The 25405-nt window shown below is 70.0% G+C and carries 23 protein-coding genes, 1 tRNA gene and 1 pseudogene; 14 read left to right on the forward strand and 11 right to left on the reverse strand.

Features of this window, described 5'->3' with window-relative positions; all coding sequences use genetic code 11:
* Window positions 1-57 precede the first annotated feature (57 nt).
* From AC4D16_RS10605 to AC4D16_RS10635, 7 genes and pseudogenes are all read left to right on the forward strand, one after another.
* Window positions 58-1020 (forward strand): FtsB family cell division protein, encoded by a 963-nt coding sequence (locus AC4D16_RS10605; RefSeq protein ID WP_490954966.1) that lies wholly within the window; start codon window positions 58-60, stop codon window positions 1018-1020.
* Window positions 980-1600 (forward strand): annotated as a pseudogene (locus AC4D16_RS10610) (DUF501 domain-containing protein); the annotation flags it as partial. The gene AC4D16_RS10605 and the pseudogene AC4D16_RS10610, both read left to right, overlap by 41 nt.
* A 324-nt stretch (window positions 1601-1924) precedes the next feature.
* Window positions 1925-2872, forward strand: a complete 948-nt coding sequence (locus tag AC4D16_RS10615) for a Ppx/GppA phosphatase family protein (protein ID WP_490955187.1) — start codon at window positions 1925-1927, stop codon at window positions 2870-2872.
* A gap of 16 nt (window positions 2873-2888) precedes the next feature.
* Window positions 2889-4361 carry a S8 family serine peptidase gene (locus AC4D16_RS10620; protein WP_490954967.1) on the forward strand — a complete coding sequence of 491 codons (1473 nt, stop codon included), beginning with the start codon at window positions 2889-2891 and terminating at the stop codon, window positions 4359-4361.
* Window positions 4362-4427: 66 nt separating this feature from the next.
* Window positions 4428-5867: an NAD(P)/FAD-dependent oxidoreductase gene (locus tag AC4D16_RS10625; RefSeq protein ID WP_490954968.1), complete on the forward strand. Its 1440-nt coding sequence runs from the start codon at window positions 4428-4430 to the stop codon at window positions 5865-5867.
* 97 nt (window positions 5868-5964) lie between these two features.
* Window positions 5965-6037 (forward strand) — tRNA-Leu (locus tag AC4D16_RS10630).
* Window positions 6038-6264: 227 nt separating this feature from the next.
* The gene (locus AC4D16_RS10635) at window positions 6265-7662 is read left to right on the forward strand and encodes an ABC transporter substrate-binding protein (RefSeq protein ID WP_490950263.1); all 1398 of its coding nucleotides are present in this window, start codon (window positions 6265-6267) and stop codon (window positions 7660-7662) included.
* Window positions 7663-7907: 245 nt separating this feature from the next.
* Here AC4D16_RS10635 and AC4D16_RS10640 read toward each other — a convergent pair whose 3' ends face one another.
* The 5 genes from AC4D16_RS10640 to AC4D16_RS10660 all read right to left on the reverse strand — a co-directional run bounded on the left by AC4D16_RS10640 (window position 7908) and on the right by AC4D16_RS10660 (window position 13042).
* The gene (locus tag AC4D16_RS10640; protein ID WP_490954969.1) at window positions 7908-8618 is read right to left on the reverse strand and encodes a hypothetical protein; all 711 of its coding nucleotides are present in this window, start codon (window positions 8616-8618) and stop codon (window positions 7908-7910) included.
* 148 nt (window positions 8619-8766) lie between these two features.
* The gene (locus tag AC4D16_RS10645) at window positions 8767-9507 is read right to left on the reverse strand and encodes an ABC transporter ATP-binding protein (protein ID WP_490954970.1); all 741 of its coding nucleotides are present in this window, start codon (window positions 9505-9507) and stop codon (window positions 8767-8769) included.
* Window positions 9507-10652 carry an ABC transporter ATP-binding protein gene (locus tag AC4D16_RS10650; RefSeq protein ID WP_490954971.1) on the reverse strand — a complete coding sequence of 382 codons (1146 nt, stop codon included), beginning with the start codon at window positions 10650-10652 and terminating at the stop codon, window positions 9507-9509. The genes AC4D16_RS10645 and AC4D16_RS10650 overlap by 1 nt, the downstream gene beginning before the upstream one ends.
* The gene (locus AC4D16_RS10655; RefSeq protein ID WP_490954972.1) at window positions 10649-11629 is read right to left on the reverse strand and encodes a branched-chain amino acid ABC transporter permease; all 981 of its coding nucleotides are present in this window, start codon (window positions 11627-11629) and stop codon (window positions 10649-10651) included. The genes AC4D16_RS10650 and AC4D16_RS10655 overlap by 4 nt, the downstream gene beginning before the upstream one ends.
* Window positions 11630-11638: 9 nt before the next feature.
* The gene (locus AC4D16_RS10660) at window positions 11639-13042 is read right to left on the reverse strand and encodes a branched-chain amino acid ABC transporter permease (protein ID WP_490954973.1); all 1404 of its coding nucleotides are present in this window, start codon (window positions 13040-13042) and stop codon (window positions 11639-11641) included.
* Window positions 13043-13356: 314 nt separating this feature from the next.
* On the opposite strand from AC4D16_RS10660, the gene AC4D16_RS10665 reads away from it, so the two are divergent.
* The gene (locus AC4D16_RS10665; protein WP_490954974.1) at window positions 13357-14205 is read left to right on the forward strand and encodes a Bax inhibitor-1/YccA family protein; all 849 of its coding nucleotides are present in this window, start codon (window positions 13357-13359) and stop codon (window positions 14203-14205) included.
* Window positions 14206-14443: 238 nt separating this feature from the next.
* On the opposite strand, the gene galK is transcribed toward AC4D16_RS10665, so the two are convergent.
* The 3 genes from galK to AC4D16_RS10680 are packed head-to-tail and all read right to left on the reverse strand — an operon-like array spanning window position 14444 to window position 17519.
* On the reverse strand, window positions 14444-15601 hold the full coding sequence (gene galK, locus AC4D16_RS10670) for a galactokinase (protein ID WP_490954975.1): 1158 nt from the start codon (window positions 15599-15601) through the stop codon (window positions 14444-14446).
* Complete coding sequence (gene galT, locus AC4D16_RS10675) at window positions 15598-16722, reverse strand: galactose-1-phosphate uridylyltransferase (protein ID WP_490954976.1); 1125 nt, start codon at window positions 16720-16722, stop codon at window positions 15598-15600. Before galT ends, galK begins: the two co-directional genes overlap by 4 nt.
* The gene (locus tag AC4D16_RS10680) at window positions 16719-17519 is read right to left on the reverse strand and encodes a DeoR/GlpR family DNA-binding transcription regulator (RefSeq protein ID WP_490954977.1); all 801 of its coding nucleotides are present in this window, start codon (window positions 17517-17519) and stop codon (window positions 16719-16721) included. Before AC4D16_RS10680 ends, galT begins: the two co-directional genes overlap by 4 nt.
* A gap of 93 nt (window positions 17520-17612) precedes the next feature.
* Here AC4D16_RS10680 and AC4D16_RS10685 point away from each other — a divergent pair, with 93 nt between their 5' ends.
* From AC4D16_RS10685 to AC4D16_RS10700, 4 genes are read left to right on the forward strand one after another with little or no spacing between them, the layout of a single operon-like run.
* Window positions 17613-18530: an aldose 1-epimerase family protein gene (locus AC4D16_RS10685; RefSeq protein WP_490954978.1), complete on the forward strand. Its 918-nt coding sequence runs from the start codon at window positions 17613-17615 to the stop codon at window positions 18528-18530.
* A 34-nt stretch (window positions 18531-18564) separates the two neighbouring features.
* Window positions 18565-19899: an AI-2E family transporter gene (locus AC4D16_RS10690; protein WP_490950252.1), complete on the forward strand. Its 1335-nt coding sequence runs from the start codon at window positions 18565-18567 to the stop codon at window positions 19897-19899.
* An 11-nt stretch (window positions 19900-19910) separates the two neighbouring features.
* Window positions 19911-21203, forward strand: coding sequence for a threonine ammonia-lyase (gene ilvA, locus AC4D16_RS10695; RefSeq protein ID WP_490950648.1), 1293 nt, complete (start codon window positions 19911-19913; stop codon window positions 21201-21203).
* Between the two features lie 3 nt (window positions 21204-21206).
* Window positions 21207-21812 (forward strand): rhomboid family intramembrane serine protease, encoded by a 606-nt coding sequence (locus AC4D16_RS10700; RefSeq protein ID WP_490950251.1) that lies wholly within the window; start codon window positions 21207-21209, stop codon window positions 21810-21812.
* A gap of 6 nt (window positions 21813-21818) precedes the next feature.
* On the opposite strand, the gene greA is transcribed toward AC4D16_RS10700, so the two are convergent.
* Both greA and AC4D16_RS10710 read right to left on the reverse strand, forming a co-directional pair.
* Complete coding sequence (greA, locus tag AC4D16_RS10705; RefSeq protein WP_490954979.1) at window positions 21819-22313, reverse strand: transcription elongation factor GreA; 495 nt, start codon at window positions 22311-22313, stop codon at window positions 21819-21821.
* 198 nt (window positions 22314-22511) lie between these two features.
* On the reverse strand, window positions 22512-22877 hold the full coding sequence (locus tag AC4D16_RS10710; RefSeq protein WP_490950249.1) for a DUF4307 domain-containing protein: 366 nt from the start codon (window positions 22875-22877) through the stop codon (window positions 22512-22514).
* Between the two features lie 149 nt (window positions 22878-23026).
* Here AC4D16_RS10710 and mca point away from each other — a divergent pair, with 149 nt between their 5' ends.
* Both mca and AC4D16_RS10720 read left to right on the forward strand, forming a co-directional pair.
* Window positions 23027-23947, forward strand: coding sequence for a mycothiol conjugate amidase Mca (gene mca / locus AC4D16_RS10715; RefSeq protein WP_490950248.1), 921 nt, complete (start codon window positions 23027-23029; stop codon window positions 23945-23947).
* Window positions 23948-24135: 188 nt separating this feature from the next.
* A complete protein-coding gene (locus tag AC4D16_RS10720) occupies window positions 24136-24513 on the forward strand; it encodes a hypothetical protein (protein WP_490954980.1) in 378 nt (125 codons plus the stop codon).
* A gap of 129 nt (window positions 24514-24642) precedes the next feature.
* On the opposite strand, the gene trhA is transcribed toward AC4D16_RS10720, so the two are convergent.
* Window positions 24643-25395 carry a PAQR family membrane homeostasis protein TrhA gene (trhA, locus tag AC4D16_RS10725; RefSeq protein ID WP_490950246.1) on the reverse strand — a complete coding sequence of 251 codons (753 nt, stop codon included), beginning with the start codon at window positions 25393-25395 and terminating at the stop codon, window positions 24643-24645.
* Window positions 25396-25405: the final 10 nt, after the last annotated feature.

The following is a 25405-nucleotide window of genomic DNA, read 5'->3' on the forward strand; positions in this document are numbered from 1 at the left end:
CGGACCAGCGCATTCCCCCTCCACCGGGGGTGCGCGACAGTACTGACGAGGAGCTCCATGACTGCCCGCCGCCCGAATGTGCCGCGAGCCGGCCGTCCTGCGCCTCCCGCGGAGGACAGGCCGGCCGTCGGCGCCCGGGCGGGCGCCGACGGCGCGCACGCACCGCGGATCACCGCCTCGAAGAGCGCGCCCTCGACGGGCTCGACGCCGGCTCCTTCCGCGGCGGGCCGGCGCAAGCCGGCCGTACCCCGCGGGGTCGGCCCGTCGGCCACGAAGGATCCGCGCTCCGCAGACACAGGCGCGGGTCCGTCGCCCCGCTCGGCGGCTGGGCGAGCGGCCATCGCGGCGACGACACCGGCGACCACGGCGTCGAAGCGCTCCACGACGAAGCCGTCCGCCGCCGGGTCGACCGCCTCGGTCCGACCGCCCGCCTCACAGGCCCCCATGTCGTCGGCGAAGGCCTCCGGCACGGAGAAAGCACCGACGTCTTCCGTGAAGGCCTCGCGCACGACGTCGGCACCGGCCTCACCGTCGCAGGCGCGTGCTGCCGAGCGATCCCAGCTGGCCGCGAACATCCGTCGTGGGCGGCTCGGCTCGCGGCGGGCGGAATCGCCGATCCAGCCCGCCGAGGAGGCGACGCCGATCCCCGCGAAGTCGTTCTCCGGCAGGCTCCTCGCGCTCGCCGTCGTCCTGGTGGTCGTGATCGTCCTGCTGGCGCCGTCGGTGAGCCGCTACATCCAGCAGCAGGCGGAGCTGGACGCCCTCCGGGCCGACATCGCCTATCAGCAGCAGGTGCAGGAGGACTACCGCGCGGAGCTCGCCCGCTGGGATGATCCGGCCTTCGTGCGCCAGCAGGCCCGTGAGCGGATCTTCCTGGTGATGCCGGGGGAGACGCGCTATCTCGTCAAGGGTGGCAGCGGCCTCGAGGAGGGCACGGGCGAGGGCTCGGCCACGCAACCCGAGGATCTTCCGTGGGCCGATGCCCTGTGGCAGTCCGTGGAGCGTGCAGCCACCGATTGAGGTGGGCGGCCCACACGCGGGTACCATTCACCCCGCGGATCACACGACCGCGGGATCGGAACGGGCGGCACGGGGAACACCCGATCGCCACCTCGGAAGGAACAGCGTGACGCAGCAGGACCGCCAGGACCCGAGGACCCCGAGCGCACGGGATCTCGAGGTTCTCAGCCGACAGCTCGGACGTCCGGTCCGGGACGTGGTGGAGATCGGCGCGCGCTGCGTGTGCGGTAACCCGCTGGTCGCGGTCACGGCCCCGAGGCTGTCCAACGGCATACCGTTCCCCACCACCTTCTACCTCTCCCACCCCGTCGTGACCGCCGCGGTGTCCCGGCTGGAGGCCGAGGGCGTCATGGCCGAGATGACGGTGCGGCTCGTCGAGGACCCTGTGCTCGCGGCGCGGCACGCCGAGGCCCACACCGCTTACCTCGACGCACGGCACGACGTCGGACAGCGGGCCGGCACCGGGGAGGTCCCCGAGATCGACGGCGTCTCCGCGGGAGGCATGCCCACCCGCGTGAAGTGCCTGCACGTGCTCGTCGGTCACGCACTGGCGGCCGGTCCCGGCGTCAATGTGCTGGGCGACGAGGCCATCGAACGGATCAGCCCGTGGTGGTCGCGCGACCGCTGCTCGTGCGAGGGCGCCTGGGACACGCGCGGAGAGGCCCCGGACGCCGACCTCAGCCGCCACACACGGACGCAGGGACTCGGTGCGGCCGAGCTCGAGGCGAAACGCGCCGCGCGTCGCGCCGGGTCCGGTGTTGATCACGGCTCGGCTGCGATTCCCGGCGGCGGATCGGGAGCCGGCTCCGGATCCCGCTCAAGCGCCGATCCAGCGCCCCGCGACGTCACCGCCCCGATCTCCGCCGCTTCCCAGGTTTCACCCACCACTTCCCGAGGAGCCCACATGCGTACGGCAGCCATCGACTGCGGGACCAACTCCATCCGCCTCCTCATCGCCGACGTCGGCCCGGACGGTTCACTCACGGACGTCGAGAGGCTCATGCGGGTGGTGCGGCTCGGTGAGGGCGTCGATGCGACGGGTCGGCTGTCCGACGCCGCGCTCGAGCGGACGTTCGCCGCCGCAGAGGAGTATGCAGCGCTGATCCGCCGGCACGGCAGCCCCGAGGTCCGCTTCGTGGCCACCTCCGCCTCACGGGACGCCGAGAACCGCCAGGTGTTCGTGGACGGCATCCGCGCACGGCTGGGGGTGGAGCCCGAGGTCATCACGGGCGACGAGGAGGCGCGGTTGTCCTTCGCCGGTGCGGTCAGTGTCCTCGGGACCGCGACGGACGAGACGGTGCTGGTGGTGGACCTCGGCGGGGGCAGCACCGAGTTCGTGGCGGGGACGTCCGCCGGCTTGCTGGCCGCCCGGAGTACCGACATGGGGTGCGTGCGCTTCACCGAGCGCTTCCTGCAGGACGACCCGCCCACCGCGGATGAGGTCGCCCGGATGGAGGCGGAGGTGGCCGCGCTCATCGACCAGGCGGCAGCGGAGGTGCCCCTCGCGGATGTCACCCGGATCATTGGAGTGGCCGGCAGCGTCACCACGGTGACCGCCCACGCCCTCGGGCTCCCGGCCTACGAGCCGGAGAGCATCCACGGCGCCGAGCTGCCCGTCGACGCGGTCGTCTCCGCGGCGTCGGATCTGCTGCACATGACCCGCGAGCAGCGCGCCGCGCTGCCGTTCATGCACCCGGGCCGGGTCGACGTCATCGGCGCCGGTGCGCTGATCTGGGCCTGCGTCGTCCGCCGCATCGCGGACGTCACCGGGGGGCGCGTGTCCACGGTGGTCACCAGCGAGCACGACATCCTGGATGGCATCGCGCTCAGCGTGGCCGAGCGCCATGCCTGACCACCCACGTACACGGATGCGGACACGGGTCGGTATACGCCCGACTCTCCCCGCGTTCGCAGCCGTCCTGATCGCGGGGCTGGTCGTCGTGCCCGCCACAGTGCTGCCCGCAGGCCCCGCGGCGGCTGACGAGGTGAGGAGCCGCGAGTACTGGCTCGAGGAGTACGGCATCGCCGAGGCGTGGAAGACCACGCTCGGCGAGGGCGTCACGGTGGCGGTCATCGACAGCGGCGTCGATCCGACCCACCCCGATCTCGTGGGCGCGGTGGTCGGGGGCACGGATGCCTCCGGCGCCGGCGATCCGGCGGGCCAGCGCGGCATCGGTGAGGTCCCGGGCCACGGCACGCTCGTGGCCACGCTCCTGGCCGGACGGGGACACGGGGCGCAACCCGCACCGTCGTCGACCTCGGGGCCCAGCGCGACGGCGACGCCGGGCGCGGAAGCGGGCGAGAAGGAGACGCCGCCGCCGAGTCCTGCGCCGACCGTCCCTCCGCTCGAGCGCTACGGCGCGGGTCCGGACGGGGTGGTGGGTGTCGCTCCCGAGGCGGACCTCCTGGCCGTCTCGGTCTGGATCGACGGGCAGACCAGCGGACCCAATCCGGCGGGGGTGACCGTCGACGAGCAGATCCCCGTCGCCGTGCGCTGGGCCGTGGACAACGGTGCCGACGTGATCAACATGTCGCTCGGCAGCACGAGCACGGCCTGGCCGGAGAGCTGGGACGAGGCATTCCTCTACGCGGAGCAGAACGACGTCGTCGTGGTCGCCGCGGCGGGCAACCGCGCGGGCGGGCTCACCCAGGTGGGCGCACCCGCCACCATTCCCGGTGTCCTCGCCGTCGCGGGCCTCGACAAGTCGGGCGTCGCGAGCGCGGAGGCCTCCTCGGAGGGCATCAGCATCGCAGTGGCGGCACCTTCGGAGGGCCTCGTCGGAGGGCTGCCCGGTGGCCAGTACGCGGAGTGGTCCGGGACCTCGGGCGCGGCCCCGCTCGTCGCGGGAGTCGCCGCCCTGATCCGATCGAAGTATCCCGAGCTGACCGCGGCACAGGTGGTCAACAGGATCGTGGGAACCGCGCGCGACGCCGGAGCGCCGGGTTTCGACACCCTGTACGGCTACGGCATCCTCGACGTCGCAGCCGCCGTCGGAGCGGATGTCCCGGTGCCCGAGGACAACCGGCTGGGGAGCATGGCGGAGTGGATCGGGCTCTACCGCCGCAGTGGGGACGGTCCGGTGGCGCCGACGCCCGCACCGACCAGCGTGGCCCCGGCGCAGGTGGTGCCGGCGAAGCCGGCTCCCGTGGCCGTCGATCCGGGAGCCGCGGAGGATCCGCTTCCCGCCGTCGTCGTGCTCGGGTTCGGAGGGCTGATGCTCGCGATGCTGGTCGGCGGAGCGCTGCACGTGGCGCGGGTCCGACGGCGCCCGGCACCGGCCTCGGAGGACGACACGGGCTTGATCGAACGGGTCCCGGCGGGCCCTCAACGACCGGAGTGACGGCGGCGTTCCCGGACGGCCCGCCTGCTAGTGAACGTTTTCACAAACTCCGGTAGCATCGAGCCCATGGCAACCAAGACTCATTTCTCCGACCGCCCGCGCATCCTCGTCGTCGGCGGCGGATACGTCGGCCTGTACGTCGCTCACAGGCTGCAGAAGAAGGTCAGGGACCACGGCGGGATCGTCACGCTGGTGGATCCGCTGCCCTACATGACCTACCAGCCGTTCCTCCCCGAGGTCGCTGCCGGGAGCATCGAGCCGCGGCACGCCGTCGTCTCCCACCGCAAGCACCTGAAGAAGACCGAGCTGATCACGGGCAAGGTCACCTCGATCGACCACGCGGCCCGTACGGCCACGATCACGCCCACCGGCGGCGGGGACTCCTTCGAGCTCGGCTACACCGACGTCGTCGTCTCGGCCGGTTCGATCACGCGCACGTTCCCGATCGACGGCCTCAAGGACGAGGGCATCGGTCTCAAGACCATCGAGGAGGCTGTCGCGCTCCGCGACCGCATGTTCGAGCGCATCGAGACGGCGTCCGTGCTCCCCGAGGGGCCCGAGCGAGACCGCGCCCTCACCTTCGTGGTGGTGGGCGGCGGGTTCGCCGGTATCGAGACCATCACCGAGATGGAGGACGCCGCGCGCGACGCCGTGAAGGCCAACGCCCGCCTGGACCGCTCCGATCTCCGCTTCGTCCTCGTCGAGGCCATGGGGCGCATCATGCCCGAGGTCACCGCCGAGCAGGCCGAGTGGGTCGTGGGGCACCTCCGCTCGCGCCAGATCGAGGTGCTCCTCAACACCTCGCTCTCCAGTGCGGTGGGAGGCCACCTCAAGCTCATCAACATGCCGGACAAGACGCCGGCGGACGAGTTCGGGACGGACACCCTGATCTGGACCGCCGGCGTCCAGGCCAACCCCGTGGCCCGCTCCACCGACTTCCCGGTGGACGAGCGCGGACGCATCCGCGCGACCCCCGACCTGCGGATCACGGGCGACGACGGCCCGATCGACCACGCGTGGACCGCCGGTGACGTCGCGGCCGTTCCCGACCTCACGGGAGGCGGCGTGGGCGGGTTCTGCGTCCCCAACGCCCAGCACGCCGTGCGCCAGGCCAAGCTCCTCGCAGCCAACGTCCTCGCCGCGAACTACGGGCTGGGTGAGGTCAAGGAGTACCGCCACACGAACCTCGGAGCCGTTGCCGGCTTCGGCCAGTTCAAGGGCGTCGCGAACATCATGGGCTTCGGCATGAAGGGCCTGCCCGCGTGGCTCGCGCACCGTTTCTACCACGGCTTCGCGATGCCGATGTACGAGCGCAAGGCCCGTGTCATCACCAACTGGAGCATGAGCTTCCTGTTCGGGCGTGACCTCGCGCCGCTGCCCGACCTGCAGGAACCCCGCCGCCAGTTCACCGAGGCGGCCACCCCGCCGCCGAAGAAGGACACGGCTCTCCAGAGCCAGCCCCCCACGCTCGCGGGCCAGGCTGCGGCCGCGAAGGCGTCCGCCTGACCCCACCGGTCGGTGGAACGAACCCCGGAACGACGACGGCCCCTTGCGGTCCGTCGTCGTTCCTCGTTGCGAGCGCGATAGGCTGAGGCGGCTCGCGGCCCCAGTAGCCCAATGGCAGAGGCAGCAGACTTAAAATCTGTTCAGTCAGGGTTCGAGTCCCTGCTGGGGCACCTGAACTTTCTCGCGGCGCGCAGAGCGGTACCGCGTCCCCGAGGGACACCTGCCCCTTCGTCGTCCCCTGTCAAGAGTGCGTCGGGCCCGCTGTGACGAGCGTTACAAGGATGTAACCCGATTCCCTTATCTCGGACACAAAATTGCATTAGCTTTTCCCCTAAGCCAGGAACACCTGGCAGCGCATCAAAGGCAGCAAGAGCCTTTCGGTCGAGGAGACTAATCAATGACTGCAACACGCAACTCGGCGTGGTTCGGCATCGGGGACAATGCCCCACGCACGGCCAAGATCGCGGCCCTCAGCCTGGGCATCGCGCTCTTCGCCTCCGGCTGCGGTGGAAGCTCGGGCACCGAGGGTGGCGGCGACGACGCGGCCACCGAGACAACTGATGCCGCTGCTGCCTCGGCACTGACCTGCGCCGAGAGCGAGGGTGGCGCCGGCGAGGAGCAGGGTGAGAAGGGCGATCCCGCTGCAGTCCCGGCGAGTGCCACGACGAGCCCGGTGCCGTTGAAGCTCGGCTCCATCCTGCCGACCACCGGAACGCTCGCGTTCCTCGGCCCCCCGGAGATCGCGGGTGTCGATCTCGCCGTGAACGAGGTCAACGCCGCCGGCGGCGTGCTGGGCCAGGACATCACCATCACGCACCGCGACTCGGGCGACACCACCACGGACATCGCGACGCAGTCCGTCACGGACCTGCTCTCGCAGGACGTCAGCGCCATCATCGGCGCCGCGTCCTCGGGCGTCTCGAAGACCGTCATCAACCAGATCACCGGAGCCGGCGTGGTGCAGTTCTCGCCCGCCAACACATCACCCGAGTTCACCGACTGGGACGACAAGGGCCTCTACTGGCGCACCGCCCCCTCGGACGTTCTCCAGGGCCGCACGCTCGGCAACTACATCATGGACTGCGGCGCCCAGACCGTCGGCATGATCACGCTGAACGACTCCTACGGCACGGGTCTCCAGACCAACATCGAGGAGACCGTCACGGCCGCAGGCGGACAGGTCGTCGCGAACGAGATGTTCAACACCGGTGACTCGCAGTTCTCGAGCCAGGTCGACGCCATCGCTGCGGCGGCTCCGGACGCGATCGTCCTGATCAGCTTCGACGAGGCCAAGAGCATCGTGCCGCTGCTGATCGCCAAGGGCATCGATCCCACCTCGCTGTTCATGGTGGACGGCAACACCTCGGACTACAGCGCGGACCTCGAGCCCGGCACCCTGGAAGGAGCGCAGGGCACCATCCCCGGCCCCTTCACCGGAACCGGATTCCAGGAAGCCCTGGCCACCGTGGATCCTGCGCTGACCAGCTACGCCTACGCGGGTGAGAGCTACGACTCCGTGAACCTCATCGCCCTTGCAGCAGAGGCTGCAGGCAGCGTCGAGGGTGCGGCGATCGCTGGAGAGCTCGAGGGAGTATCGAAGGACGGCACCAAGTGCTTCGACTTCGCCGGGTGCGTCACGCTCCTGCGCGGTGGCGAGGACATCGACTACGACGGCATCTCCGGTCCGGTCTCGTTCGATGCGAACGGTGATCCCACGGAGGCCGCCATCGGCATCTACAAGTACGACGCCGACAACGTGCCGCAGCCGAGCCGCTCCGAGGTGGGCAAGCTCTAGCTCGATGCACCACTGACGGTACGGACGGGAACGTCGGGGCTCAGGCCCTGGCCCCCGGACGGCGAAGCCCCGGCAGCCCTTATCGGGCGGCCGGGGCTTCGTCGTTGCCGAACTCTGTCCTAGCCGAACTCCATCGTCGTTACCGGGCTTCATCGGCAGGAAGAGGTGCAGGTGCCGGTGCCCGTGCCGGACACCGACGGCGTGCAGGTGCTACCGGACCGAGCCGGACCACCCCGCGCTTCCTGTCAGCCCTCTCCCGGCTCGCGGCGTGAGAGGGCGTAGGACGGCTCCCTGACCCTGCGTGCCCACTCGTAGGTCTGGGCACCCGCGAGGGGATGCAGCACGGCGTCGAAGCGCAGGTGCTTCTCCTCTGCTCCGGGGTCGAGTCGGAGAGTGAGGGTGCCGAACCGCTGCCAGCGCCCGCGTGGGTGCGCGAAGAACAGGCCGACCTGCCACGGTGTTACCCCCAGGACCCTCGTGAAGCCCCGTAGCGACGCCGGCAGGCCGGAGGGTGAGAGCGTCCTCGCGCCGATGAGCACGGGCCCCTCCTCGCCCTTGTAGGGCATCATCGTGGTCAGCGGTGCGCGGGAGACACTCAGGCGCGGTACGAGGACGAAGCGGCTCGGGTAGGACCACCCGGTCGAGGAGAGCAGGATGTCCGAGAACGTCGACGGTATGCTCCGTGACTCCTGGTGATGGACTCGCACCGCCAGCCCGACGACGTCCGGCAGGTGGTCCGGCGTACCGGCGGAGCGGGAGACGCGGGCGGTCACGGCGTTCTCGCCCGGCTGGTCCACCCAGGAGATGCCACTGACGAGTCCGTGCGCGTGGACCACGACGGTGCCGTCGAGGCGGAGACCGCGGGAGTGGATGGGCCGGTGGCGCCGTACGTGTTTGATGCCCCGGAAGAGCACCTCGAAACCCGTGCCGATCACACTGCTGACGGTTCCGGCCATGTAGGGGCGTCCTTCCTCCGATGTGCCGCTCGTCCGACTCCTCCAACGTAGCCGGACACACGAAGGGCGGGCTGCACCGTTGCCGGTACCACCCGCCCCTTGCGTTCCGGCGGTCTGCTTGCGTATCGGACCGCCGCGGCGCGGAGTGTCAGGCCGTGTCCGCGAGCGTCCCCAGGTAGAGCTGGATGACCTTCGGGTCCTTCATGAGCTCGCGACCGGTGCCGGTGTAGGCATCCTTGCCCTGGTCGAGCACGTACGCACGGTCGCAGATCTGCAGGCAACGGCGCGCGTTCTGCTCCACCATGATCACCGAGACGCCGGCGCGGTTGATCTCGTGCACCCGCAGGAACGTCTCGTCCTGCTTCACCGGGGAGAGGCCGGCGGAGGGCTCATCCAGCAGCAGCACGGCCGGGTCCATCATCAGCGCCCGGCCCATGGCGACCATCTGCCGCTCGCCGCCGGAGAGCGAGCCGGCGCGCTGCGCCTTCCGCTTGCCGAGCTCGGGGAACAGCCCGGTCACGAACTCGAACCGCTCCTTGAAGTCCTTCGGGCGCTGGTACATGCCCATCTGGAGGTTCTCCTCGATGGTGAGGGTCGCGAAGACGTTGTTGTTCTGCGGGACGAACCCCACGCCGCGGCTCACGAGCCGGTTGGCCTTCAGCCCGGTAAGGTCCTGACCGCGGACCACCACCGTGCCCGAATGCACCTTCACGAGACCGAACATCGCCTTGAGCAGCGTCGACTTCCCGGCCCCGTTCGGGCCGATGATGCCGATCAGCTCACCGCGGCGGGCCTCGATGCTGCAGCCGTTCAGGATGTTGACGCCGGGGAGGTATCCCGCGACGAGATCGGTGACCTTGACGACGGAGTCGCCCTCGAATTCGTCCATCACTTCGTCTCCTCGTTCCTGTGCCCCGATGTGTCGGGGGAGTGCGTCCCGCCGAGTTCGGTGCCGCCGTGGCCGAGGATGCCCTCGTCCGCCGTCCCGACCACGGATCCCTCGTCGTTCGCGAGCTCCTCCTCGAGGCGTTCGATGCCCGTGGAGTCACCGAGGTCGACGTCGTGGTGAGCGCCGAGGTACGCGTCGATGACGGCCTGGTCTTTCATGACGACGTCCGGCGGACCCTCGGCCACCACCTTGCCCTCGGCCATGACCACCACCCAGTCGGCGATGTGGCGGACCATGTGCATGTCGTGCTCCACGAAGAGCACGGTCATGCCCTCGGACTTCAGGTCCTTGATGTGGTCGAGCAGCGACTGCGTGAGCGCGGGGTTCACGCCCGCCATGGGCTCGTCGAGCATCACGAGCCGTGGCCGGACCATGAGGGCCCGCGCCATCTCGAGGAGCTTGCGCTGCCCGCCCGAGAGCGAGCCGGCGTAGTCGTCGCGCTTCGTGTCGAGCTTGAACTTCGCGAGGAGTACCTCGGCCTGCTCGGTGATCTCGCGTTCGCGACCACCCCAGATACCCTTGAACAGCGCACGCGCGAGGCTCTCGCCCGGCTGGTCCGTGGCCCCGAGGCGCATGTTCTCCATGACCGTGAGCTTGCCCATGACCTTGGTGAGCTGGAACGTGCGCACCATGCCCATGCGGGCCACCTTGTGCGAAGCGACCTTCGCGAGCGGCTTGCCGTCGAACTCCCAGTCGCCGCTGTTCGGGGTGTCGAAACCGGTCAACAGGTTGAACAGTGTGGTCTTGCCCGCGCCGTTCGGGCCGATGAGGGCGGTGATCTTGTGGCGGGGGATCTCGAGGTGCTCGACGTCGACGGCGTTGATGCCGCCGAAGCTCCGTGTCACGTTCTTCGCGATCACGATCGGATCGCTCTTCCGGCACCCGGGCCCGGCGATGTCCGAGGCGATCGGGTCGTCGGAGACCGCGGTCGCTGCGTGCGACCCGGACGCACCGGGCGAGGGCGCGACGCCGGCCGGCGCGTCCAGCGGCGCGTCCGCCACGTGGGCACCGGACGCGGAGGAGCCGTCGTCGTGCGCGGGGAAGCCGCCGTGGGCGTGGTTGCTGTCGTTGCTGTTGGTGGTCATGCGAACGCCAACTCCTTCTTGTTACCGAGGACTCCCTGCGGCCTGAAGACCATGAGCAGCATCAGGGCCACACCCACGAGGATGAAGCGCAGCTGGCCGACCTGCGCGTTGGAGAGGAAGGTGATGAGGCCGACCTCGATCGCGCCGTAGAGCAGCCCCTGCGTGAGGGACAGCACCACCCAGAAGATCATGGCGCCGATTACCGGTCCGAGGACCGTGGCCATGCCGCCCAGCAGGAGGCAGGTGTAGAGGAAGAACGTCAGTTCCGTCGCGTAGTTGGCGGGCTGCACGGCGCCGCGGGGCAGCGTGAAGATGATCCCGGCCAGCGAGCCGAGCACGCCGCCGATCACGAGGGCCTGCATCTTGTAGGCGTACACGTTCTTGCCGAGCGAGCGCACGGCGTTCTCGTCCTCGCGGATACCCTTCAGCACGCGGCCCCAGGGGCTGCGCATGAGGAGCCAGACCACGAGGCACGCGACGATGACGACGCTCCAGCCGACGATGCGGATCCAGAGGTCGCGCTCGTTCATGGCCAGCGGACCCACGTTGTACGTTCCCGGCGGGAACGGGTTGAGGCCGAAGAAGCCGCCCTCGAACGCTGCGAGGCCGTTGGCCGAACCGGTGACGTCGGTGAGGCCGTTCGTGGTCACGATGTACCGGATGATCTCGGCGGCCGCGATGGTCACGATCGCCAGGTAGTCGGCCCGGAGGCGCAGTGTGGGGATGCCGAGCACGATCGCGAAGACGACCGACGCCAGCAGCGCCACGAGGACCGCGACGGGCAGGGGGGCGTTGAACGAGAGTGTCGCGATGGCGTAGCCGTAGGCGCCGACCGCCATGAAGCCGGCCTGCCCGAAGTTCAGCAGCCCGGAGTAGCCGAAGTGCACCGCGAGGCCGAGCGCCGCCAGCGCGTAGGCCGCCGTGGTGGGGCTGATCAGTTCGCCGAAGGCGTTGATGAGGATGTTTCCGAAGTCCATGACGAGCCCCTAACCTATGCGCTCTCGGCGGCCGAGGATGCCCTGTGGCCGGAAGAGGAGCACGAGAATCATGATCAGCAGCGCTCCCACGTACTTGAGGTCTGCTTCGAGCCAGATGGTGGAGATCTCCACGAACAGTCCGACGATGATGGAGCCGACGAGCGCCCCGAAGACGGTGCCGAGACCGCCGAGGGTCACGCCGGCGAAGATGAGCAGCAGGATCTGCTGGCCCATGTTGTACGAGACGCCGGGCCGGTAGTAGGCCCAGAGGATGCCGCCGAGAGCCGCGAGCATGCCGCCGATCACCCAGACGATCCGGATCACGCGGTCCACGTCGATGCCCGATGCCGCCGCGAGCGCGGGGTTGTCGGCCACCGCTCGGGTGGCCTTGCCGATCCGGGTGCGGAGCAGCAGGAACGCGACGATCAGGATGATCACCAGGCTCACGATCAGCGAGGTCAGGTTGTTCGTCGAGATGGAGACCGAACCGATGTCGATGATCTCGCTCTGCGAACCGGGCAGCTGCTGCGTGGCGCCGCCGAAGAAGAACTGGATGATGTAACGCAGCGCGAGGGCGAAGCCGATGCTCACGATCATCATGGGGACGAGACCGGTTCCGCGCCGGCGGAGCGGCTTCCAGAGCCCGGCATCCTGCACGTACCCGAGCGCTCCACCGGCCACGACCGCGAGGACGATGGCGACCGCGATCGGCAGCCCGGCGGCGGCGAAGGCGAACGCGAGGACGGCGCCGACCGTCACCATCTCGCCGTGGGCGAAGTTCGTCAGACCCGTTGTACCGAAGATCAGGGACAGGCCGACGGCGCTGAGCGCGAGGAGGAGCCCGAAGCTGAACCCGGCCAGTGCGCGCTCGGCCAGCGTGTCCGCGAAGGAGGCCTGCTGCGAGACGATCCCCTCACCGAACAGGAAGAGCGTGCTGACGCTCGAGGTGTTCGCGAAGGTGACCTGACGGGGGTTCTCCTGGCCCTCGGCCAGTGCGATGCCCTCCGGCAGCGTGTCCTCGTCCAGGGACACCTCGTACGTGCCCTGCTCGGGGACGCCGATGGTCCAGCGACCGTCGGCCCCCGAGATGGCCTCGCCCTCGAAGCCGTTGCCCGTGGCCGTGATGGTCACGCCCTCGATGGGCCCGTCGACGCCGCGGAGCACTCCACCGATGCGGTTCTCGAACTGCTGGGCGGGGACATTGGCGGCGACGTTCGCGATGGCGTGGGCCGGGGTCCGCGCGAGCGTCTCCATCGACACATCGGCCGCAGCGTGGACCGCGGGATGGGCGGCCGGTACGGGGGCTGGGGGAGACGCATGCGCCGCTGGAGCGCCGAGCAGCACCGCGGCCAGCAGGCCGAGCACCAGCAGCAAGGATCTCAGGATCCGCGCAGGCGTCGATAGGGTGATCAAGATGGGAACCTCCACGGTGGGGGCAGGCCCGATGGCGGACCATCGGGATCAACAGGTGTGACGACTGTCACGGACGTGCGCATCATGTTACTAGGGGCATGTTTCGACTCTTCGCAAAAGCCCGCGCGCAAGGTAGCGATTGGGTAACGAAAGTGCTTCGACGGCGGTCCGCCCTTGTGGTAAGGAGTCTTTTCATTCAGCGGTGAGCGAAGGGCGTGGTGTTCTCGGCGTCGGCGGGAACATTCCGGCGGCCGGACCGTTGCACTTGGTAAGGTCGCAAGACCACCCAGCACTTCGATGGAGGAACCACAGACATGGCACTTGGCGGCAATCCGGTCTTCAACGGGAAGAACTTCCGTTCTGCTGCCCGCGGCAACGAGACCGCCGGCTTCGGCACCGCGACATACGGCGGAACAGCGGTGGCGAACCAGCAGCAGCTGGAGCACATGTACAACCAGCCGTCCGCCGGCCCCTCGCAGACCGGGCGCATGACGTTCGACGACGTGATCGTCAAGACGCTGCTCTGCCTCGGAGTCGTCCTCGTCGGCGCGGCAATCCCCGCATTCCTGCTGCCCGGCCTCGCCGTGCCGCTCATGATCGTCGGCGCTCTCGGCGGATTCGTGCTCGGGTTGGTCAACACCTTCAAGCGCGAACCCTCGCCGGCCCTGATCCTCGCCTATGCCGGGCTCGAGGGCCTGTTCGTCGGTGGCATCACGATGTTCCTCGAGAGCATGTTCCCCGGTATCGCGCTTCAGGCCGTCCTCGGGACGCTCGTGGTCTTCGGTGTGACGCTCGCGCTGTTCAAGAGCGGCAAGGTACGCGCCACCCCGAAGGCGATGAAGTTCTTCATGATCGCGATGATCAGCTACGCACTGTTCTCGCTGGTCAACCTCGGCATGATGGTCTTCGGTGCGACCGACAGCATGTTCGGCATGCGTGACTACGAGATCATGGGTATTCCGCTCGGCGTCTTCATCGGGATCCTCGCGATCGGTCTGGCCGCGTTCTCGCTCATCATCGACTTCACCTCGATCAGCGAGGGTGTGCGCCAGGGCGCTCCCCAGAAGTACTCCTGGACGGCGGCCTTCGGCCTCACGGTCACACTCATCTGGCTGTACATCGAGATCCTCCGGCTCCTCGCGATCCTGCGCGGCGACGACTGACCGACGTCGACCGCCGTCCGACGAACGGACAGCGATCGATCCGCACCACCACGAGACCCGCAGCCCCTGGCTGCGGGTCTCGTGCTTTCTCCGCTCGCGCTCACACGCGCAGAGAACCTGCTCCTACATCTGCGGGGAGGGGTGCGGGAGGATGCAGGGAGCTGTCAGAAGGAGCGCGGGAGGACGTGTCGGGAGCCGCCACGCTGGTGCCAGGGCGTCGCCGGTCTTGCTGCGGGCCTCAGGCGATGCGCGCAGCTCCTGCTCCGGGGAGCACGCTGAAGACGCCCGGCGCCCGGAAACCCGCGACCGCGAACGCGTGCTCCACGGCCGCGCGGATGCCGGGGACGTCGCCCACCTTCGCGAGCGCTATGGCGGAGCCACCGAAACCGCCGCCCGTCATGCGCGCACCGATCGCCCCGGCGTCCAGGGCGGCGTCGACGGCGGTGTCGAGCTCCGGGCAGGAGATCTCGAAGTCGTCGCGCATCGAGGCATGACTCGCCACGAGCAGCGAGCCGAGATCGGCCGGACCCTTGGTGCTCAGCACCTTCACGGCGTCCTCGACCCGGGCGTTCTCCGTGACGATGTGCCGCACACGTCGGAAGGTCTCCTCGTCCAGCACGCCCGCGGCCTCCGCGAGGTCCTTGACCGACAGGTCGCGGAGTGCGGGGACCTGCATCAGTTCGGCGCCGAGTTCGCACGAGCGTCGCCGCGCCGCGTACCCGCCGGTGGCGTGGGAGTGGCTGACGCGGGTGTCGATGACCATGAGTTCGAGCCCTGCCCCCTCGAGGTCCAGCGGCACGAGGCGTGACTCCCCGGACCGGCAGTCGAGGAACACGGCGTGACCGGCTTCGCCGAGGAGGGACGCCGACTGGTCCATGATCCCGGTAGGCGCGCCGACCATGCGGTTCTCAGCGACCTGGCCGATGACGGCGAGGTCCCGGCGTGAGACGTCCGCGCCGGAGAGCTCGCTCGCCGCGACCGCGACGGAGCACTCGAGGGCCGCCGACGAGGAGAGCCCGGCGCCGACGGGGACGGTGGAGTCCACGAGGATGTCCAGGCCGGGGCAGCGGTGCCCCGATTCCTCCATGGCCCAGAGGACGCCCAGGGGATACGCGGCCCATCCGTCCACGGACCCCTCCGTGAGCTCGTCGAGGTCCGCCGTCACGGGGGCGTCGTCGGGCGTGACCATCGAGGCCACCCGGACGATCCGGTCCGGGCGGCGCGCGACGGCGACGGTGGTGGAGTGCTGAATGGCGAACGGCAGGACGAAGCCGTCGTTGTAGTCGGTGTGCTCGCCGATCAGGTTGACGCGGCCGGGAGCTGCCCAGAGCCCGTCCGGTTCCCTGTCGAAGCGCTCGGTGAAGGCCGACGCGAGGTCGAGGGGCGTGGTGTTCATGGCTGGTCCTTCCGGGTGGCGGGGGAAGCCGCGCGGAGGGCGTCCGCGACCTTCTCCGGGGTGGTGTCGTTGACGAAGGCGCCCATGGCGGCCTCGGAGCCGGCGAGGAACTTCAGCTTGTCGGCGGCCCGGCGGGGCGACGTGAGCTGGAGGTGCAGGTAGCTGGCGGGACGCAGGACGTCGTCGACGGGCGCCTGCTGCCACGCCGCGATGTACGGGGTGGGGGTGGGGTAGAGCGCGTCGAGCCTGCCGAGCACGTCGAGGTAGACGGTGGTCAGTTCGTCACGCTCCTCGCCGGTGAGGCCCGCGAGGTCCGCCACCTGGCGGTGGGGGACGAGGTGCACCTCGAGCGGCCAGCGAGCGGCGAAGGGGACGAATGCGCTGAAGTGTTCGCCTTCGAGGATCATGCGGTCGCCGGATTCCCGCTCGGCGGCCAAGGCGTCACCCATGAGGGTCCGCGTGCCGTCGGACGCCTGGTGGAACTCGAGGGCGCGTGCCGCGAGCGTCGCGGCGCGCGGCGGGATGAACGGGTAGGCGTAGATCTGCCCGTGGGGGTGGAGCAGGGTGACGCCGATGTCCGCGCCGCGGTTCTCGAAGCAGAACACCTGCTTGATCCCCGGCAGGGCCGAGAGCGCTCCGGTCCGCTGCGCCCAGGCGTCGACGACGGTCCGCGCGCGCTCGGGACTCAATGATCCGAAGGAGCCCTCGTGCGCGGGGTCGAAGGCCACGACCTCGCAGCGGCCGTACGCCGTCGTCGTCGTGCCCCACGGCGGGGTGTCCGGCAGGACGCCGAGATCGGGGCCGAAGGAGGAGAACCTGTTCTCGAACACCACCACCTCGTAGTCCGCGGCAGGTACCTCCGAGAGGTTGCCGGGCGTGGTGGGGCAGAGCGGGCACTGATCGGCCGGCGGGAGGTGCGTGCGGCTCTGCCGGTGGGCCGCGACGGCGATCCACTCACCCGACAGGGCGTCGTAGCGCGCGGTGCCGGCGGGCCCGCGTGGCGGGAGGCCGCGGAGGTCCACGAGGTCCGCGGACGCGTGGCGCGCGGCGTTCTCGGCGGACGCGTCGAAGTAGATCAACTCCCGTCCGTCGGAGAGCCTGGTGGGCGTGATGTGGGTCATGACGGGTCCTCGGGGGTGGGGGCGGGCACGGGTTCACGGATGATGCGGGTGAGGGCGGCGTAGCTGTCCGGCGGTCTGCGGTCGGTGACGAGGGCCGAGCTCGCGGAGAGGTCCTCGACCCGCGCCAGGCTGACGACGCCGAGTTTGCTGGCGTCGGCGAGGACCACCAGCTGCGCGCAGGTCCGCGCGAAGGCGCGGTTCGTCTCGGCCTCGGCGAGGTTCGGCGTCGTGATCCCGGCGTCGGGGTCCACGCCATGGGCGCCCATGAAGCAGAGGTCGGCCCGCAGCGAGGAGATGGTGGCGGTGGCCAGCGGGCCCACCAGGGCCTTCGACGGCGTGAGCTCGCCGCCCGAGACCAGCACGTGCGGGGCACTCCCTGGCCGGGCCTCGGTGCGGAGCCGGTGGAGTTCGTCCGCGAGGGGCAGCGAGTTCGTGATCACGGTGAGGCCGTCGATGCGCGCCAGGAGCGGGGCGAGGGCGTACGTGGTGGTGCCGCCGGTGATGGAGACCGTCATGCCCGGCGCCAGCAGCGAGACCGCGGCCTCGGCGATGAGCCGCTTCGCCTCGTTGCCGCGGTGCCGGTTGACGTCGAACCCCGCCTCGACCGAACTGAGGGAGCCCGGTCTCACGGCACCCCCGTGGACCCGGAGGAGTGCTCCGCGACCCTCGAGGACGTCGATGTCGCGGCGGATGGTCATCTCCGACACCCCGAGGGAGGTCGCGAGGCCGCTGACCCGGACGGCGGGCTCCTGGGCGAGCAGATCGAGGATCGCCGCATGGCGCTGCGCGGCAAGCATGCTTCGGCCTCTCGTCGATTCGAACACTTCCTACCTCAAACGAACAAAAAATACCACAGGCGCGGAGGCGGGTGGCAGCAGTAACATCGGCCCATGACCTCGCCCTCTGCGCTACCGGCAAGCGGACACAACCACACCCTCACGGCGGGCCCGGCCCGCGCCGTCATCGCGAGCCTCGCGGCCGCTCTGCGTTCCTACGAGCACGGGGGAGTGGCCCTCACCGAGACCTGGGGCGACGACGACATCCCCGTGGGCGGCAGCGGGATCCTGCTGGCTCCCTGGGCCAACCGCGTGGCGGGTGGACGCTGGGTGCTCGACGGCGTGGACCAGCAGCTCGACATCACCGAGCCCTCGAAGGGGAACGCCACCCACGGGCTCCTCCGCAACACCGGGTACCACGCGGCGGACGTCGGGACCTCGCGCGTGGTCCTCGAGGCGGAGATCTTCCCCCAGCACGGCTACCCGTTCCACCTCCTGCACCGCGCCACGTACCGGCTCACCGAGGAGCAGCTGACCGTCACGCAGGAGCTCACCAACCTGTCGGCGGCCGCCGCACCGTTCGCCCTCGGAGCCCACCCGTACCTGAAGATCTCCGACGTCCCCACCGAGGACCTCACCCTGACCGTGCAGGCGGCCACGGTGTTCCGGACCGACGAGCGCTCCATCCCCACCGGATCCGAGGCGGTGTCCGGCGATCTCGACCTCCGGGACGGCCGGCGCATCGGTGACATCGAGTTCGACGCCGCCTTCACCGACATCACACCGGCCGACGGGCGGTACCGCCACGTGCTGTCCGCACCGGACGGCCGCAGTGTGACGCTCTGGGCCGAGGAGGCGTTCGCCTTTATCCACGTCTACGTGAGCACCATCTACCCCGGGGTCGAGAAGGCCGTCGCCGTCGAACCGATGACGGCGCCCGCCGACGCCCTGAACTCCGGCCGGGGGCTGAGATGGCTGGAACCCGGCGCGTCCTTCTCGGCGACGTGGGGGATACTGCCAGCTCTGGGGTAGCGGAGCGGGGGCTCCTCTGTGGAAGGATTGCCCCATGCAGCGTCTCCCCGGAGCGAAGTCCCGACGCGCCCTCCAGCGTGTGGTGCGTCGTGGTGCCGACGCACTGGTGGCTCCGCTCCCGGAGCAGCCGCCCGGCATCCGCCAGACGCAGCGACACGACGCCGTGGTCGATGTCCAGGACCCCGACGTCCCGTTCGCCCTGAGGGTCGCGGCGTCCTGGTCCTGGCGCGTCGGTCTCGTGATCGCCGTGGGCGGGGTCCTCATCTACCTCCTCAGCCAGATCTCCCTGCTGGTCATCCCGCTCATGGTCGCGGGCCTCCTGGCCGCCCTCCTCATGCCGATCAGGAACCTGCTGCATCGTCGCCGGATGCCGAACGGTGCCGCCGTCGCCATCACGCTCATCGCGTTCTTCGGCGTCATCGCCGCAGCCCTCACGCTCGTCGGCAGCCAGCTGGCCATGGGCTTCGCCAGCCTGTGGGGCCAGGCGCGGGCCGGCGTGCAGCAGCTCCTCGACTGGCTCTCGCAGGGTCCGCTCCAGCTCACCGGCGCGGAGGTGGACCAGTACCTCCAGGATCTCGGTGACGCCGCGCAGAGCAACAGCGCGTCGATCCTGAACGGGGCGCTCTCCTTCGGCACGACGGCGGGGCACGTGGCCGCGGGCGCCCTCCTCACCGTTTTCGCCCTGATCTTCTTCCTCCTCGACGGCGGCAGGATCTGGCGTTTCGCGGTGGGGCTCGCCCCCGCTCGCGCGCGGGCGGCCGTCGACGGCGCCGGCCGTCGCGGCTGGATGTCGATGGCCAGCTACGTCCGCGTCCAGATGCTCGTGGCGGCCGTCGACGCGATCGGCATCGGTCTCGGTGCCTTCGTGATCGGGGTCCCGCTCGCCCTACCGCTCGGCGTCCTCGTATTCCTCGGCTCCTTCGTCCCGATCGTCGGCGCCCTCGCCACGGGCTCCGTCGCGGTCCTGCTGGCACTCGTCGCGAACGGCTGGGTCAATGCCGTCGTCATGCTCGTGATCGTGCTCCTCGTGCAGCAGCTCGAGGGCCACATCCTCCAGCCGCTCATCATGGGCCCCGCCGTCGCGCTGCACCCCCTCGCAGTCGTGCTCGCGGTGGCCGGCGGGACGTTGCTCGCTGGCGTGCCGGGGGCCCTGTTCTCCGTGCCGCTGCTGGCGGTGCTCAACACGTCGATCCGGTACATCGCGCACCGGGCGTGGGAGTACGACCCGGTGGTGGCCGCGGCAGGCTGGCCCGGTACGGCGTCCGGTTCCGGGATTAGCGGGCCGGCGACGGCGGAGGGTTCCACCTCCCCGTCGTCGGCCGGCCCCCAGGAACCTCACGACACCCTCACCAGAGAGATCACCCAGTGACCGAGCAGACCATCGCCCCGCCCCTCGAGCCCGCAGCGCTCGACCCCTCCGCCACGCGCCCCCCCGAGCTTCCCGTCACGCTCGCCGACGTCGAGGCCGCCCACCGCACGCTCGAGGGTGTCATCGCCCGCACGCCCATCGAGCAGTCACGCGCCCTCGGCCGGCTCACCGGCTCGACCGTCTCCCTGAAGTGCGAGAACCTCCAGCGCGCGGGCTCCTTCAAGGTCCGCGGTGCCTACAACCGGATGGCGAAGCTCGACGCCGCCGAACGCGCGCTCGGTGTGGTCGCCGCCTCCGCCGGCAACCATGCGCAGGGTGTGGCGGTCGCCGCCGCGCGCCTCGGCATCTCCGCGCGCATCTACATGCCGCTCGGCGTCGCGCTCCCGAAGCTCGCCGCGACCCGCGGCCACGGTGCCGAGGTGGTGCTGCACGGGCACACGGTGGACGAGGCGCTCGCCGAGGCGAAGCGCTACGCCGACGAGACCGGCGCCGTGTTCGTGCACCCGTTCGACGACGTCGACGTGGTGGCGGGACAGGGCACCATGGGCCTCGAGATCCTCGAGCAGGTCCCCGACGTCGACACCATCCTCATCGGCGTCGGCGGTGGCGGGCTCCTCGCGGGGGTCGCGGTGGCCGTCAAGGCGCGCGCCCGCGAGCTCGGGCGCACCATCCGCGTCATCGGGGTGCAGGCCGAGAACGCGGCCGCCTACCCGCCGTCCCTCGCGGCCGATGCACTGGTGCCCCTCACGAAGGTCTCGACCATCGCGGACGGCATCGCCGTGGGCAGGCCCGGGCAGCTGCCTTTCTCGATCATCCGTGAACTGGTCGACGACGTCGTCACGGTGAGCGAGGACTCGCTCGCGCGGGCGCTCATCTTCCTCCTCGAGCGCTCCAAGATGGTGGTGGAGCCCGCGGGTGCCGTGGGCGTCGCCGCGCTCCTCGACGGGAAGCTCACCGAGAACGGTGCCGACCCCGGCAACACCGTGGTGGTGCTCTCCGGCGGCAACATCGATCCCATGCTGATGCTCAAGGTCATCCAGCGCGGTCTGGCCGCGGCGGGCCGCTTCCTCGTGGTCCGCATGCTGCTCGACGACCGCCCCGGATCCCTCGCGACCATCTCCAGGATCATCGCGGAATCGGACGCCAACGTCACCGGCGTGGACCACACGCGGGTGGGCGGCTCGATCAGCATGGGAGACGTCGCGATCACCATCAACATGGAGACGAAGGGCGACGCGCACTGCGAGGAGGTCCTCAGTGCCCTCCGCGCGGAGGGCTTCCAGCCGGTCGTCATCCGGGGCTGACCCGTGGCGGAGACGTCGCTGGCGCGCCGGGCCCAGGGCGGCCTGGTCGCCGTCGTGGGACTGGTGGCCCTCATGTGGGGCGTCTTCGTGCTTGACCTCGTGCTCGGCGGACTACTTGTCAGGACGGTCGGAATCGTCCCGCGGAGATCGGACGGGCTCGACGGCGTGCTCTTCGCGCCGCTGCTGCACGGGGGAGTGGAGCACCTGGCGAGCAATTCGCTGCCCCTGCTCGTCCTGGGTTTCCTGGCGTTCCTCGAGGGCGTGAAGCGGTTCGTGCTGGCGCTCGGCATCAGCTGGCTGGCCTCGGGCCTCGGTACCTGGGCGTTCGGCGGAGGGCTGACCATCGGGGCGTCGGGCGTGGTGTTCGGCCTGTTCACCTACCTGATCACACGCGGCTTCTACAACCGGGACTGGCGTCAGATCCTCCTCGCCGTCGTCCTGTTCGCGGCCTACGGATCGATCCTGTGGGGCATCCTGCCCACCGTCGGCTCGAACATCTCGTGGCAGGCGCACCTCTTCGGGGCGCTCGGGGGTGTGCTCGCGGCCTTCCTCCTCAGACGACGACGGCCCGCCCCCGGAGGGACGGGCCGTGCAGCTGCGGACCTCTAGCGGCTTTCAGCCGACGTACGGGGTTGCCGAGATGATCTCGACGGTGATCCGCTTGCCGTTGGGGGCCGTGTAGGTCACCGTGTCGCCCGCTTTCCGGCCCTGGATGGCCGCGCCGAGCGGGGACTTCTCGCTGTAGACGTCCACGGTGGTGTCGCCGGCCACCTCGCGGCTGCCCAGCAGGAAGTTCTCGACGTCGCCGGCGATCTTCGCGGACACCATCATGCCCGGCTCCACCACGCCGTTGTCCGCGGGGGCTTCGCCGACGTGGGCGTTGTTGAGCAGGTGGGTGAGCTGGCGGATCCGGGCCTCGGACTTGCCCTGCTCCTCCTTGGCGGCGTGGTAGCCGCCGTTCTCCTTGAGGTCACCCTCGGAGCGTGCCTGCTCGATCCTCGCGACGATCTCCGTGCGTCCCGGGCCCGAGAGGTGCTCGAGCTCGCTCTTCAGGCGGTCGTAGGATTCCTGCGTGAGCCAGGCGGCGGCGGGTGCGCTGTTCGTGGACACGGCGTTACTCCTTCGGTTCGGCTCCCACCACCGGGGTGGGGGCTCTCGGTCACTCCGCCGGTGGTGCGGGACGCCCCGTCCTCCGGCAAGCAAACACCCCGCCTCATGGGACCGGCGAACCGGTGCTCGCGCGAAGCGGGGCGATACGTATCCCCTCATTCTAGGGGCGCAGTGGCGAGAACCCAAGAAGGGCCGCGGTCAGTCCTCCACGATCCAGCAGGCGTTCACGCCCCCGGAGACGGCGGGGGCGTCGGTGCGCAGGTCCGTCCGGTGTGCGGTGGTGCCTCCGGCGTCCTGGCCGTCCTCGGACGTGCTCGGTCCGATGGTGACGACCTTCCAGCCCACCACCGCGTAGTTCTCGCTGAGCGCCTGCACCGCACACTGGGCGGTCGCCGCCGGGTCCTTCGTCACCTCGAAGTCGACGCTCGCACGGCCGTTCTCCGCGAGGGAGAAGCCGACGTCCTTGGAGGACACGTCGGGGCTCCCGGTGGTGAGCGCCACGGCAGCGACGGCGGCGACGGCGGCAAGCATGACCGCGATGACGAGGAGGCGCACGCGCCCCATCGGCTTCCTCGGCTTGGGGGTGCCGTAGCGAGTGGCTATTCTTGGGGGTGGCGTACCGACGGAACTCACGTCCCCATTTTAGCGCCCTATCCTCGACAGCCCGTCCGGCCGCCGAACCCGCCCGATCTTCTCCCCAGAGCCAGGAGCACGTGTTGCCGAACCAGGATTCCTCCCGCACGTCCCACGAGGGCTTCCGCCTCCTCGCGGTGCATGCCCACCCGGACGACGAGTCGAGCAAGGGTGCCGCCACCATGGCCGGGTACGTCGCCTCCGGCGCCGAGGTCATGGTCGCCACCTGCACGGGTGGCGAGCGCGGTGACATCCTCAACGCCGCCATGAACGACGATCCTCACGGCAAGCGCGATCTCTCGGGACTCCGCCGCATCGAGATGGCACGGGCCGTGCAGGAACTCGGGATCCAGCACCGGTGGCTCGGCTTCACCGATTCGGGTCTGCCGGAGGGCGACCCTCTGCCGGACCTGCCCTTCGGATGCTTCGCGCTGCAGCCCCTCGAACGCGCCGCGGCCCCCCTCGTGAAGCTCGTCCGCGAGTTCCGTCCGCACGTGATCATCAGCTATGACGAGAACGGTGGCTACCCGCACCCGGACCACATCATGGCGCACCGCGTCACGGTGGAGGCGTTCGAGGCGGCGTCCGACCCCGCGCGGTACCCCGGCACGGGAGACGCCTGGAGCGCGTCCAAGCTGTACTACGACCGCGCCTTCAACCCGGAGCGCTTCCAGGCCCTGCACTTCGCGCTCGAGGAATCCGGCCTGCAGTCGCCGTACGCCGAGAGGCTCGCGCAGTGGCTGGAGGCCGACGCCGAGGGGCATCAGCCGCCCGTCCCCACGCACCCCACCACCACGCAGATCGACGCGGGCGAGTTCTTCGGGCACCGCGAGCGCGCCCTGCTCGCCCACCGTACGCAGGTGGATCCCGAGGGCTTCTTCTTCGCCGTCTCCGTGGAGATGCAGCGGAAGGTCTGGCCGTGGGAGGACTACTCGCTCATCACGTCCCGGGTGGAGTCACCCCTCCCCGAGAGCGATTTCTTCACGGGGATCACCCCCTGATCCGCGATACGGCCTGACCAGGGCCCGCACGGGCGCCGGAGGTTTCTCCGTGCGGTTCTTCTATGCCGCGTAGAATTACGACGGAGTGCCGCCCCGTGCGGGCGGCGTTCCTCTTGATCCACACGGGCTGAGCAGTCTGAATGGTCGGACCGACGGTTCCTGGAAAACAACGGTAGAAAGTGGTGCGCGTGTTCGCTTCCCTCAGTCTCGCCGCGGCGGTGACGCCGTCCGGTGATCCGACGCTGAAGCCGGGCCTCGACCCGGCGTCCGTGACTCCCGGCACCCTGGGGTTCCTCGCGACCCTCTTCATCGTTGTGATGGTGATCTTCCTGATCCGCGACATGGTGAAGCGTGTACGTCGCGTGCGTTACGCGGCGGAGGTGGAGCAGGCGAGGGACCTGCGGAACCGGGGCGGTACCGGCGAGGTGCCGGTGTCCTCGGACAGCCCCGCGGAGGATCGCACCGTCCTCCGGACCGACGCAGGCGCGGACGCCGGCCCGCAGACGAACGGCGATCGGCTGGACGTTCCGCGCCCCGGCGGCTCCCACGGACCGGACAACCACTGACCGGACAACCGCTGACCTGACCACCGCTGACCGGACCACCGCTGACCGGACAACTGGGGACCGGATGAGTGCCGACCGGATGCCTGCCGACCGGATCTCATCCGGACCGGTTGCGGAGGTCGGGGTGCCTCAGGTGCCGGCGGGGTGCAGCACGGCGATCATGATCGCGATGAAGTGAGCGGCGAACGCCGCGACGGTGAAGGCGTGGAAGAGCTCGTGGAAGCCGAACACGCGCAGGGAGAAGTTGGGCCGCTTGATGCCGTAGAAGACGGCGCCGGTGATGTAGAGGACGCCGCCCACGCAGATGAGGACGGCTGCGGGGACGTTCGCGGCGAAGAAGTCCGGCATGTAGAACACGGACCCGAGGCCGAGCGCCACGTAGATGGGGACGTAGAGCCACCGCGGCGCCTCGACCCACAGGTTGCGGAAGAGGACTCCCGCCACCGCGCCGCCCCAGATGATCCAGAGCAGGGTCTCCGCCTTGTCGCGGTCGAGCAGGGCCCACGCGAGCGGGGTGTAGGAGCCCGCGATGACGAGCATGATGTTCGTGTGGTCGAGGCGCTTCAGCACCACCCGGACGCCCTCGCTCCACGTACCGCGGTGATAGACGGCGCTCACGCCGAACAGCAGCACCCCCGTCAGCGCGTAGATCGCCGATGCCACCTTCAGGCCCGGCGTGGGTGCGAGGGCGACGAGGACGATCCCGGCCGCGACGGCCAGCGGTGCGGCGACGGCGTGGATCCACCCGCGCCAGAGCGGTTTGGTGGCGAGCGCTTCGGCGAGCGGACCGGCAACCGCGTCCACGGGCCCGCCCAGATCGCTCCGACCCGTCCCGTCGCCGTCGGTCGGACCCGGGACGGCGGCTGGGCGGCGCGAGCTCATGCCCGGAATT

This window comes from Arthrobacter sp. TJ-236, from assembly GCF_058269235.1.